Here is an 18,193-nt window from a genome sequence, read left to right on the forward strand (position 1 = left end):
GCCCGCTTCCGTGAGGAGGCGGGCGTTCTTTTTGAACGCGGAAGCGGAATTAACGCTTCGAGTACTGCGGACGCTTACGCGCTTTACGCAGACCAACTTTCTTACGTTCAACTTCACGGGCGTCGCGAGTAACGAAGCCAGCTTTGCGCAGAGCGCCACGCAGGGTTTCGTCGTAGTCCATCAGAGCGCGAGTGATGCCGTGGCGGATTGCGCCAGCTTGACCACTTACACCACCGCCGATCACGGTGACGTAGATGTCGAACTTCTCGACAGTCTCAGTCAGCTCCAGCGGCTGGCGAACTACCATGCGGGCAGTTTCACGGCCGAAGAAGTTTTCCAGCGAACGGTTGTTGATGGAGATGTTACCAGTACCCGGACGCAGGAAAACGCGTGCGGTTGCGGTCTTGCGACGGCCAGTGCCGTAATTTTGAGTCGCCGACATAATGTACTATTCCGTTAAAACTTCAGTTCTTGGGGCTGCTGAGCAGTATGTGGGTGTGCAGCGCCCGCATAGACTTTCAGCTTACGGTACATGTCGCGACCCAGTGGGTTTTTAGGCAGCATGCCTTTAACCGCGGTCTCGATCACGCGCTCAGGGGCTTTAGCGATCAGCTTTTCAAAGTTGATCGACTTGATGCCGCCCGGGAAACCGGAGTGGGAGTAGTACATTTTGTCAGTGGTTTTAGCACCGGTAACACGAATCTGCTCGGCGTTGATTACGACGATGTAGTCGCCGGTGTCAACGTGAGGAGTGTACTCAGGCTTGTGCTTGCCACGCAGACGGCTCGCGATTTCGGTGGCCAGACGACCCAGGGTCTGACCAGCAGCGTCGACGACAAACCAGTCGCGCTTTACTGTTTCCGGTTTAGCAGTAAAAGTTTTCATTCTTTATAGCCTCAGGGGCCGCCCTGTAAATTAGACGGCGGATCTTACTGAATAGTGCGTACTTTGACAAGTCAAAGGCAGCCGGATACAGACGCTTTCGGGGGCTCGGGTCGGCGCGTCCGTTCAACGGCAAGATTCTTCGGCGGCGGCGCATCACTTCCACTGCAGAAAGAGGTCGGCAATTATGCAGATTGCGAAAAATATTTCAACCTGCTTTTATGATTGTTTTGCCCAAGGAGCACCCGATGGACTATCGCCAGCTAGGCCGTACCGACCTGAACGTGAGTGCAATCTGCCTCGGCACCATGACCTGGGGCGAGCAAAACACTGAAGCTGAAGCCTTCGCGCAGATTGAACGGGCCAAAGAAGCCGGGATCAATTTCATCGACACCGCCGAGATGTACCCGGTGCCGCCGAAAGCCGAAACCTACGCCACCACCGAGCGCTATATCGGCAATTACTTCAAAAGTCGCGGCGACCGCGCCGACTGGATCCTCGCCAGCAAGATCGCCGGCCCCGGCAACACCATCGACTACATCCGCGACAAAAACCTGCGCCATAACCGCCAGCACATCACCGCAGCGGTGGACGCCAGCCTCGAGCGCCTGCAGACCGATTACATCGACCTGTATCAATTGCACTGGCCGGAACGCAGCACCAACTTTTTCGGACAACTGGGTTACAAGCACAAGATCGAAGCCAACCTGACCCCGCTCGAAGACACTCTCGAAGCACTCGACGAGCAAGTGAAGGCCGGCAAGATCCGCCACATCGGTCTGTCCAACGAAACCCCGTGGGGCACCATGCGTTTTCTGGCCTTGGCCGAAGCGCGTGGCTGGCCGCGCGCGGTGTCGATCCAGAACCCCTACAACCTGCTCAACCGCAGTTTTGAAGTGGGCCTGGCGGAAATCGCCATACGCGAACAGTGCGGCCTGCTCGCCTATTCGCCGCTGGCGTTTGGTTTCCTGTCAGGTAAGTACGAAGGTGGCGCTCGTCCGCCGAAAGGTCGCCTGAGCCTCTACAGTCGCTTCAGCCGCTATTTCAATGCGCAGTCGGAAGCAGCGTGCAGCCGTTATGTCGCGCTGGCCCGGGAGCACGGTCTGGACCCGGCGCAGATGGCATTGGCGTTCGTCACTCAGCAACCATTCGTCACGAGTAACATCATTGGCGCGACGACGCTTGAGCAACTGGACAGCAACATTGCCAGTTTTGATCTGAAGCTTTCCGATGAAGTGCTGGCAGGGATCGAGGCGATTCACAAGGATCACCCGAACCCAGCGCCTTGATTTACCGCTAAAAGCTTCGCGAGCAGGCTCGCTCCCACAGGTACGGTGATCCCCTGTGGGAGCGAGCCTGCTCGCGAAGAGGCCGATCAGATCACCACCAAAGCGGAACGCGGAGCGTCCCCGGCGGCATTCCCACGCAGAGCGTGGGAACGATCATCAAAGCGACCGCGCAATGATCTCCTTCATGATTTCATTGGTGCCGGCATAGATCCGCTGCACCCGCGCATCCGCCCACGCCCGGGCCACCGGGTACTCCCACATGAAGCCGTAACCGCCATGCAACTGCACGCACTCGTCGAGCACCTTGCATTGCAGATCGGTGCCCCAGTATTTCGCCATCGCCGCCGTCGGCACGTCGAGCTTGCCTTGCAGGTGCAGCTCCAGACATTTATCGACGAACACTCGGCCGATCTGAATTTCAGTTGCCATCTCGGCCAGCTTGAAGCGGGTGTTCTGGAAGTCGGCAATCGCCTTGCCGAAGGCCTTGCGATCGCGGGTGTAATCAAGCGTCCATTGCAACGCCGCTTCAGCTGAAGCCAGGCCACCGATCGCCACAGTCAGACGTTCCTGAGGCAATTCCTGCATCAGATAAGCGAACCCGGCCCCGGCCTGCCCCAGCAGGTTTTCTTTCGGCACGCGCACGTCCTGGAAAAACAATTCCGACGTGTCCTGCGCCTTCATACCAACCTTCTCGAGGCGCTTGCCCTTATCGAAACCCGGCGTACCCGCTTCCACCAGAAACAGGCTGGTGCCCTTGGCGCCGGCCTTTGGATCGGTCTTGGCCACCACGATCACCAGATCCGCGAGAAAGCCGTTGGTAATGAAGGTTTTCGAACCGTTGATCACATATTCGTCACCGTCCAGCACAGCGGTGGTCTTCACACCTTGCAGATCGGAACCCGCCCCCGGCTCGGTCATGGCGATGGCCGTGACCATCTCGCCCGAAACCAGTTTCGGCAGGTATTTGTGCTTCAGCGCCTCGCTGCCGTAATGCAGGATGTACGGCGCGACAATGTCCGAATGCAGCGAGAAGCCGATGCCGGTCAGGCCCAGTCGCCCGACCTCCTCGATCACCACCGCACTGTAGAGAAAGTCCGCCCCCAGGCCGCCGTATTCTTCCGGCAGGTGCGAGCAGAGCATCCCCGCCTCCCCGGCCTTGTTCCAGAGTTTGCGGTCGATATGGCCTTGTTTCTCCCATTGCGCATGGAACGGCACCGCCTCTTTTTCGAGGAAGGTGCGGACGCTGTCGCGAAACAATTCGTGCTCGGAGCTGAACAAGGTTCTGGGGATCATGCGGCACCTTTCTTTGTTGTTGGAGGGAGATGGCCTTCAGAGACTAAGCCTCCCCTCTGACACAGGACACTGGACACATCCGACAAAAAATAAGACGATCCAGCCGTCTGGTGACCACTTTCCCTTATAAAAACAAAACAAAAGTTGAATTATGTCCAAGCAAGTCTCCACGCCCTTGCGGCGCGTCAGCATCCTGGCAATCGACCGGGTTTTCGCCTCCACTCTCATGCAAGCCAAGGATTTCTTCCATCTGGCCAGCCTGCGTTATGGCAAACAACTGGGCCACGGCCTGACTCCAGCGTTCGAAACACGCTTGGTCAGCCCCGACGGCAAACCGGTGAACAGCTTCAGTGACGTGGTAATGCCGGTCGACGGTGGCCTGGAAAACGCCGACGTCATTATCCTCCCGGCGTTCTGGGACGATTTCGACACGTTGTGCGGCCGTTATCCGCAAGTGTTGCCCTGGCTGCGTGAACAGCACGCCCGTGGCGCGGTGTTGTGCGGTGAAGCCACCGGGGTGTTTTGGCTGGCCGAGGCCGGCCTGCTCAACGGCAAGGAAGCGACCACCTACTGGCGTTTCTTCAATGCTTTCGCCGAGCGCTTTCCCAAGGTCTATCTCAATCAGGACAAGCACCTGACCGATGCCGACAACTTGTATTGCGCCGGCGGTACCACGTCAGCCTGCGACCTTTACATCTACTTGATCGAGCGTTTCTGTGGGGCCAATGTCGCGCAAGCCGTGGCCCGCGACATTCTCTATGAAGTGCAGCGCAGCTATGCGCCAGGACGCATCGGTTTCGGTGGGCAGAAGCTGCACCAGGACGTGATCATCCTGCAGATCCAGCACTGGCTTGAAGAGCATTTCGCCGACAAGTTCCGCTTCGAAGACGTCGCCCGCGAGCACGGCATGAGCATCCGCAACTTCATGCGCCGCTTCCAGACCGCCACCGGTGACAAGCCACTGCATTACCTGCAACGCCTGCGTATCGAAACCGCCAAGGGCCTGCTGTCCGGCAGCCGCAAGAGCATCAAGACCATCAGTTATGAGGTCGGTTACGATGATGCGAGCTTCTTTGCGCGGCTGTTCCGTCAGCACACCGAGCTGTCGCCGAATCAGTATCGACAGCAGTTTCAGCAGGCGGCATAGCCCCCCGAAGCAAATACAAAACCTGTGGGAGCTGGCTTGCCAGCGATAGCGGTTTGTCAGTGAAATAAATATCACCTGACACGACGCCATCGCTGGCAAGCCAGCTCCCACAGGGATCGCAGTCCGCTCGAATTTTGCTTCAGCGCATAAAAAAGGGCCTGCAATTGCAGGCCCTTTTTCTTTGCCGAAAATCCGCTTAAGGCTTGTGCGCCCGCGACAGGAATTCGTGCGATTGCATCTCGAGCAAACGGCTCAGCGTGCGCTGGAACTCGAAATTCAGACGGCCGCCGGTGTACAGATCCTTCAGCTCGACCTCTGCAGAAATGATCAGCTTCACGTTGCGGTCGTAGAACTCGTCGACCATGTTGATAAAGCGGCGGGCGATGTCGTCGGTGGTGACGCTCATCTGCTCGACACCGCTGAGCAGCACGGCGTGGAAAATCTTGCCCAGTTCGATGTAGTCGTTCTGGCTACGTGGGCCGTCGCACAGTTCGCGGAAGTCGAACCAGGCCACGTCGTCACACGTGCGCAGCGCACGGATCTCGCGGTTTTCGATCATCAACACGTCGTTCTCGACCGCTGCGGTGCACTCTGGCGTCAGAGCCTTGAAGCTCTTGCGCAGGCTTTCGTGAGCGGCTTCGTCGAGCGGATAGTGGAACAGTTCCGCTTGTTCGAGGTGACGCAGACGGTAGTCGACACCGCTGTCGACGTTGACGATCTCGGTGTTCTGCTTGATCAGGGCGATGGCTGGCAGGAAGCGCGCACGTTGCAGGCCGTCCTTGTACAGACCGTCCGGCACGATGTTCGAGGTCGCGACCAGGGTCACGCCATTCTTGAACAACTCTTCCATCAGCGTGCCGAGGATCATGGCGTCGGTGATGTCGGAGACGAAGAATTCATCGAAGCAGATTACCCGCGACTCGGTCGCGAAGCGCTTGGCGATGATGGTCAGCGGGTTTTTCTCGCCGCCGAGGGTTTTCATTTCTTCGTGCACGCGCTTCATGAAGCGGTGGAAGTGGGTGCGGGTCTTTTCCTTGAACGGCAGCGCTTCGAAGAAGGTGTCGACCAGATAAGTTTTGCCGCGACCTACGCCGCCCCAGAAATACAGGCCTTTGACCGGCGTCTGATCCTTTTTGCCGAACAGTTTGCTCAGCAGACCCGGCTTGTTCTGATCGGCGGCGATCAGATCCTCGTACAGACGCTGCAAATGACGCACGGCAGTTTCCTGCGCGGCGTCATGGAAGAAGTCCGGGCGTTTCAGATCAGCTTGGTATCGTTCTAGGGGCGTCATAATTCGTTAGCAAGGCAACAAAAACGGGCCGTCACTGTAGCGACGGCCCGTGGGAATGGCAATCGGCCCTTGGTCGGACCGTGCCGCCGATTAGTCCTGAACCGGGGTCAGCGCGACGCGCAAAGCCTCGATGGCCGCGTCTCGCGCAGCCGCGTCGGCGAACGCCGGGCTGTCACCGACACATTCGCCTTCCAGCCAGACGCTGAAGCTCAGGTCTTCGCTGCGCACGTCCAGCGGCTGACCGGATTGCAGTTGCTTGGTCACCTGCCCTGCGGTTTTACCGTCGGCGAAGTTGCGCGACAACAGCAGTTGTTCGCCATCAGCCGCCAGCAGACGGAAGCGGAAGCTGCCGTCGTCTTCGCGGAAGCTGACGAAACGTGCGGCTTTCGCGGCTTTCTTCTTGGTCGTCGCGGCAACCTGAACCTGATTGACGAAGGAACGCAGGCCAACGGCTTCACGCAGTTCGTTGAGGAACGGCGTTGCCACCGCACGGGCCTTTTTCGCACCGATCTGCAGGATGTCTTCCAGATCCGCCGGGCGCTCGATCAGCTGGTGATACTTGTCGCGCGCTTCGCCGAGATCGTTATCGAGCAACTGGAACAGACGGCTCTTCGCCTCGCCCCAACCCAGACCGCCGAGCAGTTCGCTGCGGAATTCGTCAGCCTGCGCTGGCGTGGCGAAGGCCTGGAACAGGGTGAACAAGTGCGAGTTGTCCGGATCCTTGGCTTCGCCTGGCGCTTTGGAGTCGGTGACGATCCGCGAGATCGCGTCCTTCATCTCTTTGGCGCTGGAGAACAACGGGATGGTGTTGTCGTAGCTCTTCGACATCTTGCGACCGTCGAGGCCCGGCAAAGTCGCCACGCTTTCTTCGATCAACGCTTCGGGCATGGTGAAGAATTCTTTGCCCTGACCAAACAGATGGTTGAAACGCTGACCGATATCGCGGGCCATTTCCACGTGCTGGATCTGGTCACGACCGACCGGCACTTTGTGCGCATTGAACATCAGGATGTCTGCGGCCATCAGCACCGGGTAGCTGTAGAGGCCCATGGTGATGCCAGCGTCCGGGTCTTCACCGGTTTCGACGTTCTTGTCCACCGACGCCTTGTAAGCGTGCGCACGGTTGAGCAGGCCCTTGGCGGCCACGCAGGTCAGCAGCCAGGTCAGTTCAGGGATTTCCGGGATGTCGGACTGGCGGTAGAAAGTCACGCGGTCGACATCGAGTCCACCGGCCAGCCAGGTCGCGGCGATTTCCAGACGCGAGCGCTGAATGCGCAGCGGGTCATCGCATTTGATCAGGGCGTGGTAGTCGGCCAGAAAGTAGAACGAATCGGCATTGCTGTCGCGGCTGGCAAGGATCGCCGGGCGGATAGCGCCGGCGTAGTTGCCCAGGTGCGGCGTGCCGGTGGTGGTGATGCCGGTGAGGATACGGGTACGGTTCGTCATGGGTAATCGCTTGTCAGACTGCAATCAATTCGAGAGACGCGGCAGGATCAGATCCTTGAGATCGGTCAACTTGCCATGAAAAAAGTGTCCGCATTCTGCCACTTTCAGCAGCTCATGGGGGCGCTGGAGTTTTTCCGACCAGGCGTAGACCAGTTGCGGATCGATGACTTCGTCGGTTTCCGGCTGGATCACGGTGAGTTCGCCATCTTGTGGCAATTGATCCTGTTCGCTAAGACGCATCACCGCTGGCGCGACCATGAACAGGTGCTTGAGCTGCACGCCTTGGGCTTCGAGACGGCCGCCGAGACTTGCTGCAACAAATCCGCCGAAGGAGAAACCGAACAGGGTCAGTGGCAGATCCGGGTGTTTTTCACGCAGCCATGCAGCGGCAGCCTGAGCATCGTCGACCTCGCCGGTGCCCATGTCGTGGGAACCTTCGCTGGCGCCAACGCCGCGATAGTTGAAGCGCAAGGTGATCAGGCCGGCGTCGCGCGCGGTGCGCTGCAGGGTCGAGACGACCTTGTTGAGCATGGTGCCGCCCTGCACCGGGTTCGGATGGCAGATCAGCGCGATGCCGATTGGCTGCTCGTTATCCAGGTACAGAGACTCAAGTTGACCCACCGGGCCGTCAATCACTACAGGGGTTTCACGCATCAGCAAGGAAGGAACTCCGTGACCTCGAATCGGGTCGACTCGTCTAGCAAATTGTCTGTGCCAATCTATTGCGAGTGAATCGCGGTATACAGCGCAGGTTCGAGCCGTTAACGTAAAGCAAAGCCGTTTATAGAGGAAGGACTCGTGGAACACTCGCTCTTAGTTTGGTTGTTACCGACTCTTGCCCTGGTTGTGGGTGTCGCCATTGGATTCCTGATCGCGCGCGTTGCGCCGAACGCCGCGCCGAGCCGTACGCAGCGTCAACTGGATGATATCCAGGAGCGTTTCGACAGTTATCAAAACGAGGTGGTCACCCACTTCAACAGCACCGCGATGCTGGTCAAGAAGCTGACCCAGAGCTATCAGGAAGTGCAGGATCATCTCGCCGAGGGTGCCAATCGTCTGGCCCTGGACGAGCAGACCCGCCAGCGCCTGATCGCTGCCCTGCACGCTGACGCGGCAGTCACGCCACGTGAACGCCTGACGCCACCGCGCGATCAGGAGCCACCGCGCGACTACGCACCGAAGACCCCGAACTCGCCGGGCATGCTCGATGAGCACTATGGTCTGAAGAAGTAATCAGCCTTCGCTGAAAACAAAAAGCCCCCGGACAGTGATGTGTCCCGGGGGCTTTTTTGTGTCTGTAATCTTCGGTGTTTGTAGCGGCCCCTTCGCGAGCAGGCTCGCTCCCACAGGGGAATGCATTTCAAATGTGGGAGTGAGCCTGCTCGCGATGAGGCCATAACAGGCCAGACAAAAAAATGCCCGATCACAGGACCGGGCATTTCTTCATTCGGGCAAGCGCTTACGGATACTGCTGAACCGTACCCGGCTGCTGTTGCTGCTGACCACCATACTGCTGACCCGGAATCGCCTTCAGGTTGACTTCAACGCGACGGTTCTGCGCCCGGCCATTCACGTCACCGTTACTGGCAACCGGGTTATCCGGGCCGGCACCACGGGCGGAGAGGTTGGCACCGCTGACACCTTGCGAGGTCAGGTAGGTCGCCACGCTCTGCGCACGACGCTGGGACAGGTCCATGTTGTGCTGGCGGCTACCGGTACTGTCGGTATAGCCAACGATCTCGATCTGGTTCTGGTTGAACTCTTTCAACGAGCCCGCGAGGTTGTTCAGCGGCTGGTAGAAGCTTGGCGCGATGTTCGCCGAATCAGTGGCGAACGTAATGTTGCCCGGCATGATCAGCTTGATCTGATCGCCTTGGCGCTGCACTTCAACGCCAGTGTTGGCCATGCTCGCGCGCAGTTTCTTTTCTTGCTGGTCGGCGTAATAACCGTAACCGGCGGCGGACGCACCCACCACCGCCGCACCGATCAAGGCACCTTTGCCGCGGTTGTCGTGACCGATGGCGGCACCGGCCAGTGCGCCGGCGAGTGCACCGAGGCCGCCGTATTTGGCGGTTTTGCTCATGCCTTGCGAGCCACCGTCGGCCTGGCCCTGATTGTCATACGGGTTAGGCGAGGCGCAGCCGGACAGCAAGGCCACGGCAGTAGCGACAATAATCAAACGACGCGTGGTGAACATGGAGAGCTCCTACTTTTTTTGCATTCTGTGGTGCAGCGGCCACTAAGTAATGGACCTGTGCGGGCGTTGGATCATGACAATGCACAAAAATTCCGCGGAGCACTCGTGACAAAATATTCAGGCGCGCACAAACGGGTTTTCGCGCATTTCATCACCCAGACGCGTATCCGGCCCGTGACCGGTCACCACGGTCGCATCCTCGTCCAGCGTATATAGCCGCTGCTTGATCGAACGCACGATGGTCGCCTGATCGCCGCCCCATAAATCCGTGCGCCCTACCCCGCGACGAAACAACGTGTCGCCGGCTATCAACAGCTTAGCCTCGGAAAACCAAAAGCTCATGGAACCGGGTGTATGTCCCGGCGTGTGCAGGGCAACACCGCAACCGCAGGCCAGTTCCTCATCGTCGCTCAACCAGCGATCTGGCGATGGCACCGGTGTGTAGGGCACACCGAACATCTGGCACTGCATTTCGAGGTTGTTCCAAAGGAATTGGTCCTCCTTGTGCAAATGCAGGGTCGCGCCGGTTTTTTCCTTCATCTGCCCGGAAGCGAGAAAGTGATCGAGGTGCGCGTGGGTGTGAATGATGCTGACGACTTTCAGGCCATGGGCATCAAGGCGCGCCATGATCAGGTCAGGATTACCACCCGGGTCGACGACGATGGCTTTTTTGGTGATCGGGTCGCCGATGATGGTGCTGTTGCACTGGAGCGGACCGACGGGAAAGGTTTCGCGGATGAGCGCTGTGTTCGGGGTTTGCATGGTTTTGATCCTGATGCCAAGGCGTGCCACTGCGGTTGTGATGCGCAAAATTGATGGGGTATCCTCGCGCCGTGCCAATTTTGAAACAAGACGGCAGGAAGCCAATGCCCCACTCTATGGAACACGTGCTCGTCGATAAAAGCGTCCTTTTACTGGACCCGGACATTATCAACCGCATTCGCGCCAGGAATGGTTTGCCTTTTATCGCCCATTCCGATCTTCTGAAGCTTCAGTCACTGACCGAGGGAAAAGAGCAGGTCCACCGCAACGCACGGGATTTTTTTCGGTACTTCATCGGCAAACCGTCTCGGCCGCACCGTGCGCTCCCTAAAGGTACAGCGCTGCATCCCGGCGATCTGCTGGCCGAATGCTCGTTCAATGGCCAAGCGATCTTCGCGCTCAAACGCACGACCACGCCACTGGAGCAAAGCCCGTCGGGAGAAGTCGTCGACTTGTGCCGCCATTACGATCTGCTGCTACTGACATGCGACGAATCGCAGCTCGCGCAGTGCAAAGCCGCGCAGGCCAGAGCCCAGCGCTGGACCGGACCGGCACCCTCGCTACCACCTAAAAGTGCACCTGCACCTGCACCTGCACCGATCGTGCCTTTCGACATGCCGGCAACCCCGCTCCTCACTGCCGACATGGTTATTCGCAACCAAGGTGAACGTGTCGCGCAAGGCTCGGTGGTGACCACCTCGAGCGGTCGTCAATTGACCCTGGATAAAGCCATCAGCGCCGGCGGAGAAGGAACGATCCATGCCGTGGCTGGCAACGCAGAAGTCTGCAAGATCTATCACATTGAAAAACTCACGACCCGGCGCCGCGAGAAAATCAGCCTGATGGTGACGCGTAAAATCGCCGAACCCGGCATTTGTTGGCCGACCGAGCTTGTGTTCAATGCGCAAAAGGAGTTCGTGGGTTATGTCATGCCTCGCGCGGATGGCAGAACACTCCACAGCACGGTATTCGTCAAACAGGTACTGCTGAAGACCTTCGCGAAATGGACGCGGCGTGACCTGGTGAATGTCGCGACCGCCTTTTTGAAACAGGTGCACTATCTGCACTCGCTGAATATCATCGTGGGCGACATCAATCCGATGAACCTGCTCGTGACGGCAGACAGCAACAAGGTCTGGATGGTCGATACCGACAGCTTCCAGATTGGACATTTCCCCTGCGAAGTGGGCACGGTGCCGTTCACCGCGCCGGAAATCCAGGACGAAAAATATGGCGACTACCTGCGCACAAAAAATCACGAGCTGTTCGCCATCGCCACCATGCTGTTCATGATCCTGCTGCCAGGCAAACCACCCTATTCTCAACAGGGTGGCGGAACGGCTTCCGACAACATCAAGAACATGAACTTCCCCTACCGATTCAAAAAGGGCAGCGGCATCGGCCGGGCAAGCGTCGCGCCGGTGGGCGTCTGGCAGCATATCTGGAGTCATTTGCCGTATCCGCTTAAACAGGCATTCAGCAATACTTTCGAAGACAATCAGCGACGCCCCATCGATGACTGGCTAAAACTGCTGACTCAGTACGGCGAAGGGTTACGCAAAGGCAAACATTGCGATGATTTGTTTCCTGCCGCGTTTCATATCAAAGATCCCGTTGAAGACGTCTGTGGCAGTTGCAAAAAGCCCCACAAGGTGGCCAAGGACTGGTTTGAAAAAATGAAGGCGGCAGGCAAGCCGACCATATGCTCGGACTGCCAGAAAACAGCGAAACTGAAAAAACTGGCCAGTGAGAGCCAAAAGAAAATCGAGCAGGCCGGCCAGCGTGCGGCGCCACCTCCGGCGCCCATCGTGCCTCGCCCAACGCCGCCTCCGCCTCCCAAAGTGGCGGCACCGGCTCCGAAACGTCCTGCGCCCGCGGCTGCACCTGCAACCGCTCGCCCGACAGTGGCAAGGCCGCCGCAGCAACCGACATCCGCTCGACCGCAACCCTATCGACCATTGCCAGTGCACGCGAGCAATCCGCAAAACATCGTTTTGCGCTGGTTCAAACGACTCTTGAAGCGTTGGCTGTAACGCTCACCCCACAAGGACAATTCCATGCCAGACAACTATCTCCTCAGTCAGGAAGAACTTGCTGAGAACCCGACCACACGCGTACCCGTCTGCCTCGTGCTGGATGTCAGCGGATCAATGGAAGGCGAACCTATTGCAGAACTGCACTCGGGCGTTCAGCAGTTTTTCGAAGCAATCAAGGACGATGAAATAGCGCAATATGCCGCTGAAATCTGCATCGTGACTTTTGGCGGAACAGCGCAGAAAGTCATGGATTTCGGCTCCATCAGCCGTCAGGACGTACCGCCGCTGGTCGCTTCCGGCATGACTCCGATGGGGCACGCCGTGGGCATCGCTCTGGATTTGCTGGAAGCGCGCAAAGAGGATTATCAACAGGCTGGCGTGGATTACTTTCAGCCGTGGATGGTTCTCATGACGGATGGCGAGCCGACCGATGACATTAGCGAAGCAGCCACTCGCGTCAGCGACATGATCAGCAAACGCAAACTGACCGTGTTCCCCATCGCAATCGGTAAAGCCGCGAACGTACAATCGCTGGCTCGATTCTCGCCGTCACGCCCGCCACTGCGCCTCAAAGGCCTGCGCTTCAACGAGTTTTTTGCCTGGCTGAGCAAAAGTGTTTCCCGTGCCTCACAGTCGACACCCGGTGACGCAGTGCCACTGGATATCAAAGGCATCGAAGCCTGGGGACAGGTCTGAGCCATGTCTGACCTCCCAGACTTCACCTGTAAAACCGCTTTCGCGTCGGTCGCGGGGCGCTCGCACCTGAAAACTCAAACACCTTGCCAGGACTATGTCGCGGCAAGAGAGTCCAACGGCGTGACCTGCATAGCCCTGGCTGACGGTGCGGGCTCCAGAGCCCGGTCGGACATTGGCGCCCAGGTCGCGGTCACCGCGACACTCGCCTACGTCTGCAAGAATTTTGAAAGCCTTTGGCAAAATATGGAAAAAATCCATGCGAAGGCAGCCCAGCGTCTGGTCAATCGCTGTCTGGACGCATTCAGGCGCAAATCCGCCAAGCACGGCGGCGACATCAACGATCTGGCGTGCACCCTGTCGTTCGTTGCTTACTCGCAGGGTCGCTACATGGCCGGGCACTTGGGCGATGGTGTCATCGCAAGCATTGATTCGGACGGGCAACTCCAGACTCTCTCGCCTCCAGAAAACGGTGAATACGCCAATACCACCTGGTTTCTGACTGACCCTAAAGCGATATCGAAGCTACGGTTGTACCGCGGCCACATCGACACGCCAACCGGCTTTGCGATCATGAGTGACGGCAGCGCAGAAAGCCTTTATCAAAAATCCAGCGGATTACCTGCACCGGCAGTCAAGACACTGCTGGGGTGGAATGCGACGCTGCCTGGGAAAAAATTCAAAGCTGTGCTGAGCGAGAACCTGCAACAGTCCATCGCCAGCAAAACTAGCGATGATTGCGCCTTGGGCCTGATGTCGATTCTTGAACGTGAGGGGTCGATAAACGGCGTGGACGCTGACGAAGCGAAGTAATCGACAACCTCTGGCCCAAGGTTCGCCTTGCGCCAGAGGCATCCAGCTCCGGTTACTGCAACACCCCCAATTCTTTCGCCCGGGCCACCGCTTGCGTGCGCCGCTCGACCCCCAACTTGCTGTTTATGTGGCTGGCGTGGGTTTTCACGGTATGCAAAGAGATAAACAACTGTTCGCTGATCTCCTGATTCGAACAGCCTTGGGCGATCAGGCGTAGTACCGCCAGTTCGCGGCTGCTGAGTTGCTCAGCCACTGCGCAATCCACAACCGGGCGAGACGTCGCTGGCGGGAAGTGATCAAGCAGTTGCTGTCCTGTGAGCGCCGGCGAAGTCTGCAATTGGCTTCGCAGCCAATTCTCGTGCCCCTTCATCAAGGCATCGAACGGCTGCAGCACGCCTCCGGCGGCTGCTTCCAGCGCCTGACCCAATGCCTTGCGCGCTTCAGGCTCGCGGCCACCTGCCAGCAACAGCGCCACCTTCTGCGTCAACGCCATCACACTGAGCAACTGCCGGCCGGTTTGCTGGCCGTTTTCATGCAACACGTTCAAACGCCCTTCGGCGAGCATCGGTTGCCCCTGAATAATGTCCAGCAACGCCTGTTGCAGTTCCACATGCAGCGGCAGTTGTGGATGGAACTCCGGCGGCGCAGCGGCGCGTTCGCCGGTGTAGGTCTGGCCCAATCGCGCCAGCCACGCTTCGGCCAGATCAGTACGGCCCTGCGCCAGCCATAGTTCACATTTGACCAGCGTGATCATCGCCAGGTAGTAGATCGGCGGCACGTCCCAGATGTGCATCAGGCGTTCGGCTTCGGCGAGTTCGGCAAAAGCCTTGGCGAATTCGCCACTGCTGCCGTCCAGACGAGCGATGACACAATGGCCGATCAATACGCTGATATCGCGACAGGCTCGTGCCTCGCTGATCCCGGCCAACAACCGCACGCGTGCCGCCTGAGGCTGCAAGCGCATGGCCAACAGAAAACCCTCATACAACGTCAGCCGAGCGCGCACCGCGTACAGACGTTGTGGCGACAAACCACGCAGTCGCTCAAGGCCCTGATGGACTTCATCGAGTGCGCGCAGGATTTCGCCACGCGATTGCAACACCCGTGCACGGTCGTAATGGGCCAAAGCTTCGAACAACGGATTGCCGACCCGCTGCGCCAGCTCCAGGGATTCGCGGTTAAGACCGCGTGCACGCCACAGATCGCCATCGGCAATGGCCAGATTGGACAAGGTCGATAGACACATCAGCCGTTGGCCATAACGTTTGGCCGGCAGGCTTTCCAGGGCCTCGGTGCAATATCTGATCGTCAGCTCACGGTGCCCACGCCCTCGAGCGATAATCCCGCTCAACGCCAGCCATTGCGCCAGCATCGACTTTTGCGCGGTAGCGGAAGGCGCCGGCAGGAAACGGCTCAGATGGCTGGACAACTCTTCGGCGGCATCGAGCTGACAGGCCAGCCCCAGCGCCCAGCTGTACAACACGATCAAGCGCGGGGTGCTGATCAACAGGCTGTCTGGCAGGTCCATTTTCCAGCGCAGCAGCATGCCGACGTTTTGCTCGGCCAGCAGTTGCTCCTCCGAGAGGTTCTGTACCAGATTTGCCGCAACATCCAGGTGACCGGCGCGCAACGCCTGCTCCACGGCTTCATCCAGCAGCCCTTGTGCGTTGAACCAGCGACAGGCACGCAGGTGCAGCGTTGCAGTCGGCACCATCGCCTGAGCAATCGGCCGACTGCGCAACAAATCCGAAAATAAATGGTGATAACGATACCAGTGACCGTGCTCGTCCAGCGGCACCAGAAAGACCTGATGGGCCAACAGGAAACGCAGGATCTCGGCGCTGTCGTGGGCTTCGCGAACGGCGTCGCACAACTCGCTGCAAAAGCGTTCCTGGGGGGCGGTGTCGTACAGAAAGGCTTGCACCTCGGCCGGCAGGCAGTCGATGACCTCTTCCAGCAGATAGTCGCGGATCAGCCCTTCCCCCCCGTTCAACGCTTGCGGTAGCGCCGCATCGCTGCCGGCCTCAGACACCGCGAGCAGCCAGAACCGCAAACCGGCGACCCAGCCTTCGCTGCGTTGGATCAGGTTTTCCAGCGCTTCACCGCGCAGCGAACTGCTGTGGCGATCGAGCAAGGTCAGGGCTTCGTCGTGAGTCAGGCGCAGATCCGCTTCATGTAACTCCAGCAACTGCCGTGACAGACGCAAGCGCGCCAGATGCCAGTCCGGGCGCTGGCGACTGGTGACCATCACCAGCAAGCCATCGGGCAAATGGTTGAGGAAAAACTGCAGGCAGCGATCGAGCACCGGGCCTTGCGCAAGATGGTAATCGTCGAGCACCAACAGCAGCGGCGCATCGGGATCGAGGTGCAGGGTCAGTTCATCGAGCAGGCCGTCGAGCCATTCTTCGAAGGCGAAGGGCTGATGGCGTTGGCGCATTTTCAGCAGGCCGAGTGCGCGACTGCCCAGTTGCGGAAAGTAGTCCTGCAAGCCTTCGAGCAGACGTTCGAGAAAGCGCCCCGGGTCGCTGTCGCGAGGACTCAGGCCCAGCCAAAGGCTTTGCCAGTGTGCCGGCAGACTCTGACAGAACTCCACCGCCAGCGAACTCTTGCCAAACCCGGCAGGGGCACTGACCAGCAACAGACGCCCACCGAGCCCGGCCTGCAGGCGCTCGCAAAGGCGTGGTCGCAAGACGTAGCCGTCGGGCAGCGGCGGGCGGAAAAAACGCCCGTCCAGTGCCGCGACGGCAACACTTGCGGGACCCGGAAGTGGGGACAGATCAGTCATGGCCGGCTCTTGTTCGAATTGCTGTTGGCGGCATTGCAGATGTCCGCAGACTAGCCTTAAACGAACCGGTTATGAAGGTTGCTGCTACAAATGGCTACAAAAAGGCTACACGCAAAAAAACGCCCCGAACCAGTCGGGGCGTTTTCACGAGGATGCGGCCTCGGGTTACAGCGGGTTAGCGAACGCCATCCTGACGCAGTGCGGCCGGGGTGAAGTCGCTGGTGGTGGCGGTGAAACCGAAGTCATACGCACTCTTCTCTTCGTTCTTCATGCCCAGTGCCAGATAGCGGCCGGACTGCAAGTCGTAGAGGGTTTCCAGGGCATACCACGGCACTTGCTTGTCGTAGTAGTTCTCGGCATGCGCTTCGGCGACGCGCCACAGTTGGCCGCGACCGTCGTAGTGGTCGATCACCGCTGCTTGCCAGGTGTCTTCATCGATGTAGAAGTCACGTTTGGCGTAGATGTGACGCTGACCTTCTTTCAGGGTGGCAACCACATGCCAGACGCGGCGCAGCTCGTAACGCGCCAGATCCTGGTTGATGTGACCGGCCTTGATGATGTCGGCGTACTTCAGTTTCGGATCGTCGAGCTTGTAGCTGTCGGAGGCGATGTACATCTCTTTCTTGCCTTCGAGCTTCCAGTCGTAGCGATCCGGCGCACCGTTGAACATGTCGAGGTTGTCGGAGGTACGCAGGCCATCCGCCGCAGTACCCGGACCGTCATAGGACACTTGTGGCGCACGACGCACACGACGCTGGCCGGCGTTGTAGACCCACGCCGAACGTGGTTCCTTCACCTGATCGAGAGTTTCGTGCACCAGCAGCACACCACCGGCCAGACGTGCCGGCGCGGTCACTTTCTGCTTGAAGTAAAACAGGATGTTGCCCGGGTTCGCCGGATCGTAGTCCTTCATCTTGTCGCGGAACACGAACTGATCCTGGAAGTACACCAGGCTGTACGAGCCGTTCGGTTGCGGCGTGGCCTGAGTCACCAGACGAGTCACGCTGCCGCCGCGATAGCGGGTGATGTGGTTCCAGATGACTTCCACACCGGTTTTTGGAATCGGGAACGGTACAGCGGTATCGAAGTTTTCCAGACCGTTGCCGCCGGACACCAGGTTGGTGGTGGTGGCGTTTTTCTTGATCGCTGCGAACACGTCATCCGGCACGGTCGCACCACGATGGGACGGGTAGACCGGCATCTTGAAGGTGTCCGGGTAACGCTTGAACATCGCGTACTGACCTGGCGCCAGCTTGTCCTTGTACTTGTCGACATCTTTCGCAGTGATGGTGAACAGCGGTTGCTCACTGGCGTATGGATTGGACAGGAAACCCTTGCTGTCGACCGAGCCGGCATTCTTCGGCAGCGGCTTCCACGCCGGGATCGAACCGTCGGCATTACCGGCCATTTCCGCTCCCATCGGCGTCAGGCTCTTGCCCAGTTTGTCGGCTTCGGCAGCAGGCACGGCGGCCATGACGCCGGTCGCCAGCAGCGACAGGCCCAGAACACCGGCGTGGAACAGACTCTTTGTTATTTTCATAAATTCGTTCGTCCTGAAA

The 18,193-nt window shown here is 58.9% G+C and carries 16 protein-coding genes; 6 read left to right on the top strand and 10 right to left on the bottom strand.

Features of this window, described 5'->3' with window-relative positions; all coding sequences use genetic code 11:
• Window positions 1–49 precede the first annotated feature (49 nt).
• Window positions 50–442 carry a 30S ribosomal protein S9 gene (gene rpsI, locus ACOYXH_RS20295; protein ID WP_008080273.1) on the bottom strand — a complete coding sequence of 131 codons (393 nt, stop codon included), beginning with the start codon at window positions 440–442 and terminating at the stop codon, window positions 50–52.
• Between the two features lie 14 nt (window positions 443–456).
• Window positions 457–885: a 50S ribosomal protein L13 gene (rplM, locus tag ACOYXH_RS20300; RefSeq protein ID WP_007917032.1), complete on the bottom strand. Its 429-nt coding sequence runs from the start codon at window positions 883–885 to the stop codon at window positions 457–459.
• Window positions 886–1,130: 245 nt separating this feature from the next.
• Here rplM and ACOYXH_RS20305 point away from each other — a divergent pair, with 245 nt between their 5' ends.
• On the top strand, window positions 1,131–2,171 hold the full coding sequence (locus ACOYXH_RS20305) for an NADP(H)-dependent aldo-keto reductase (RefSeq protein WP_007917033.1): 1,041 nt from the start codon (window positions 1,131–1,133) through the stop codon (window positions 2,169–2,171).
• Between the two features lie 156 nt (window positions 2,172–2,327).
• On the opposite strand, the gene ACOYXH_RS20310 is transcribed toward ACOYXH_RS20305, so the two are convergent.
• Window positions 2,328–3,464 carry an acyl-CoA dehydrogenase family protein gene (locus tag ACOYXH_RS20310; protein WP_095050645.1) on the bottom strand — a complete coding sequence of 379 codons (1,137 nt, stop codon included), beginning with the start codon at window positions 3,462–3,464 and terminating at the stop codon, window positions 2,328–2,330.
• A gap of 250 nt (window positions 3,465–3,714) precedes the next feature.
• Between ACOYXH_RS20310 and ACOYXH_RS20315 the strand changes: the two genes are divergently transcribed.
• Window positions 3,715–4,611 (top strand): GlxA family transcriptional regulator, encoded by an 897-nt coding sequence (locus tag ACOYXH_RS20315; RefSeq protein WP_175555647.1) that lies wholly within the window; start codon window positions 3,715–3,717, stop codon window positions 4,609–4,611.
• Between the two features lie 196 nt (window positions 4,612–4,807).
• Here the strand turns inward: ACOYXH_RS20315 and zapE are convergent, their stop codons facing one another.
• From zapE to ACOYXH_RS20330, 3 genes are all read right to left on the bottom strand, one after another.
• A complete protein-coding gene (zapE, locus tag ACOYXH_RS20320) occupies window positions 4,808–5,902 on the bottom strand; it encodes a cell division protein ZapE (RefSeq protein ID WP_034156483.1) in 1,095 nt (364 codons plus the stop codon).
• 90 nt (window positions 5,903–5,992) lie between these two features.
• Window positions 5,993–7,348 carry a tryptophan--tRNA ligase gene (locus ACOYXH_RS20325; RefSeq protein ID WP_077574485.1) on the bottom strand — a complete coding sequence of 452 codons (1,356 nt, stop codon included), beginning with the start codon at window positions 7,346–7,348 and terminating at the stop codon, window positions 5,993–5,995.
• Between the two features lie 24 nt (window positions 7,349–7,372).
• Complete coding sequence (locus ACOYXH_RS20330; RefSeq protein WP_095050667.1) at window positions 7,373–8,002, bottom strand: alpha/beta hydrolase; 630 nt, start codon at window positions 8,000–8,002, stop codon at window positions 7,373–7,375.
• Between the two features lie 144 nt (window positions 8,003–8,146).
• Between ACOYXH_RS20330 and ACOYXH_RS20335 the strand changes: the two genes are divergently transcribed.
• On the top strand, window positions 8,147–8,581 hold the full coding sequence (locus ACOYXH_RS20335) for a Z-ring associated ZapG family protein (protein ID WP_095050642.1): 435 nt from the start codon (window positions 8,147–8,149) through the stop codon (window positions 8,579–8,581).
• A 226-nt stretch (window positions 8,582–8,807) separates the two neighbouring features.
• Here ACOYXH_RS20335 and ACOYXH_RS20340 read toward each other — a convergent pair whose 3' ends face one another.
• Both ACOYXH_RS20340 and ACOYXH_RS20345 read right to left on the bottom strand, forming a co-directional pair.
• Entirely contained in the window at window positions 8,808–9,545 is a 738-nt protein-coding gene (locus ACOYXH_RS20340; protein ID WP_095050641.1) for an OmpA family protein, read from the bottom strand.
• Between the two features lie 117 nt (window positions 9,546–9,662).
• Window positions 9,663–10,307 carry an MBL fold metallo-hydrolase gene (locus tag ACOYXH_RS20345; RefSeq protein ID WP_460409915.1) on the bottom strand — a complete coding sequence of 215 codons (645 nt, stop codon included), beginning with the start codon at window positions 10,305–10,307 and terminating at the stop codon, window positions 9,663–9,665.
• 116 nt (window positions 10,308–10,423) lie between these two features.
• Here ACOYXH_RS20345 and ACOYXH_RS20350 point away from each other — a divergent pair, with 116 nt between their 5' ends.
• From ACOYXH_RS20350 to ACOYXH_RS20360, 3 genes are read left to right on the top strand one after another with little or no spacing between them, the layout of a single operon-like run.
• The gene (locus ACOYXH_RS20350; protein ID WP_460065984.1) at window positions 10,424–12,340 is read left to right on the top strand and encodes a protein kinase domain-containing protein; all 1,917 of its coding nucleotides are present in this window, start codon (window positions 10,424–10,426) and stop codon (window positions 12,338–12,340) included.
• A gap of 24 nt (window positions 12,341–12,364) precedes the next feature.
• Entirely contained in the window at window positions 12,365–13,039 is a 675-nt protein-coding gene (locus ACOYXH_RS20355) for a vWA domain-containing protein (protein WP_095050638.1), read from the top strand.
• Between the two features lie 3 nt (window positions 13,040–13,042).
• Entirely contained in the window at window positions 13,043–13,849 is an 807-nt protein-coding gene (locus ACOYXH_RS20360) for a PP2C family serine/threonine-protein phosphatase (protein ID WP_220556977.1), read from the top strand.
• Between the two features lie 52 nt (window positions 13,850–13,901).
• On the opposite strand, the gene ACOYXH_RS20365 is transcribed toward ACOYXH_RS20360, so the two are convergent.
• A complete protein-coding gene (locus tag ACOYXH_RS20365; protein WP_095125775.1) occupies window positions 13,902–16,634 on the bottom strand; it encodes a LuxR C-terminal-related transcriptional regulator in 2,733 nt (910 codons plus the stop codon).
• 175 nt (window positions 16,635–16,809) lie between these two features.
• Window positions 16,810–18,174 carry a DUF1329 domain-containing protein gene (locus ACOYXH_RS20370; RefSeq protein WP_095050635.1) on the bottom strand — a complete coding sequence of 455 codons (1,365 nt, stop codon included), beginning with the start codon at window positions 18,172–18,174 and terminating at the stop codon, window positions 16,810–16,812.
• Window positions 18,175–18,193 lie beyond the last annotated feature (19 nt).

The sequence above is a fragment of the Pseudomonas sp. Mb7 genome, assembly GCF_054790525.1.

What these genes read in the sequence shown, in the direction of transcription:
- ACOYXH_RS20355 (WP_095050638.1), top strand. Translation starts at nt 12,365, where the DNA reads ATGCCAGACAACTATCTCCTCAGTCAGGAAGAACTTGCTGAGAACCCG.
- ACOYXH_RS20345 (WP_460409915.1), bottom strand. Translation starts at nt 10,307, where the DNA reads ATGCAAACCCCGAACACAGCGCTCATCCGCGAAACCTTTCCCGTCGGT.
- ACOYXH_RS20325 (WP_077574485.1), bottom strand. Translation starts at nt 7,348, where the DNA reads ATGACGAACCGTACCCGTATCCTCACCGGCATCACCACCACCGGCACG.
- zapE (WP_034156483.1), bottom strand. Translation starts at nt 5,902, where the DNA reads ATGACGCCCCTAGAACGATACCAAGCTGATCTGAAACGCCCGGACTTC.
- ACOYXH_RS20310 (WP_095050645.1), bottom strand. Translation starts at nt 3,464, where the DNA reads ATGATCCCCAGAACCTTGTTCAGCTCCGAGCACGAATTGTTTCGCGAC.
- ACOYXH_RS20305 (WP_007917033.1), top strand. Translation starts at nt 1,131, where the DNA reads ATGGACTATCGCCAGCTAGGCCGTACCGACCTGAACGTGAGTGCAATC.
- ACOYXH_RS20360 (WP_220556977.1), top strand. Translation starts at nt 13,043, where the DNA reads ATGTCTGACCTCCCAGACTTCACCTGTAAAACCGCTTTCGCGTCGGTC.
- ACOYXH_RS20370 (WP_095050635.1), bottom strand. Translation starts at nt 18,174, where the DNA reads ATGAAAATAACAAAGAGTCTGTTCCACGCCGGTGTTCTGGGCCTGTCG.
- ACOYXH_RS20330 (WP_095050667.1), bottom strand. Translation starts at nt 8,002, where the DNA reads ATGCGTGAAACCCCTGTAGTGATTGACGGCCCGGTGGGTCAACTTGAG.
- rpsI (WP_008080273.1), bottom strand. Translation starts at nt 442, where the DNA reads ATGTCGGCGACTCAAAATTACGGCACTGGCCGTCGCAAGACCGCAACC.
- ACOYXH_RS20340 (WP_095050641.1), bottom strand. Translation starts at nt 9,545, where the DNA reads ATGTTCACCACGCGTCGTTTGATTATTGTCGCTACTGCCGTGGCCTTG.
- ACOYXH_RS20365 (WP_095125775.1), bottom strand. Translation starts at nt 16,634, where the DNA reads ATGACTGATCTGTCCCCACTTCCGGGTCCCGCAAGTGTTGCCGTCGCG.
- ACOYXH_RS20350 (WP_460065984.1), top strand. Translation starts at nt 10,424, where the DNA reads ATGGAACACGTGCTCGTCGATAAAAGCGTCCTTTTACTGGACCCGGAC.
- rplM (WP_007917032.1), bottom strand. Translation starts at nt 885, where the DNA reads ATGAAAACTTTTACTGCTAAACCGGAAACAGTAAAGCGCGACTGGTTT.